This is a genomic window from Corynebacterium sp. S5S1, from assembly GCF_001913985.1.
Classification (GTDB): domain Bacteria; phylum Actinomycetota; class Actinomycetes; order Mycobacteriales; family Mycobacteriaceae; genus Corynebacterium; species Corynebacterium marquesiae.
Map to the genome: position 1 here is coordinate 1 of NZ_MKXT01000014.1, position 478 is coordinate 478.

Sequence of the window (478 nt, forward strand, 5' to 3'; positions counted from 1 at the left end):
CACGCGGCGTCGCTGCATCAGGCTTGCGCCCATTGTGCAATATTCCCCACTGCTGCCTCCCGTAGGAGTCTGGGCCGTATCTCAGTCCCAATGTGGCCGTCCACCCTCTCAGGCCGGCTACCCGTCGCCGCCTTGGTAGGCCATTACCCCACCAACAAGCTGATAGGCCGCGAGCTCATCCTACACCGAAAAAACTTTCCAACCATCACACTAAAAATGGCTCCTATCCGGTATTAGACCCAGTTTCCCAGGCTTATCCCGAAGTGCAGGGCAGATCACCCACGTGTTACTCACCCGTTCGCCACTCGAGTACCCTGCAAGCAGGGCCTTTCCGTTCGACTTGCATGTGTTAAGCACGCCGCCAGCGTTCGTCCTGAGCCAGGATCAAACTCTCCACAAAAAAATTTCAGAACAAAATTCCGAAACAGGCCGTGAAAAGCCCGAAACCCAACAAAAGAACAAACCACCACAAACCACA

The 478-nt window shown here is 54.8% G+C and carries 1 rRNA gene; it reads right to left on the reverse strand.

The features are described 5' to 3' along the window. A 16S ribosomal RNA gene (locus BKN05_RS06450) occupies positions 1 to 400 on the reverse strand; the annotation flags it as partial. Between the last annotated feature and the right edge of the window lie 78 nt (positions 401 to 478).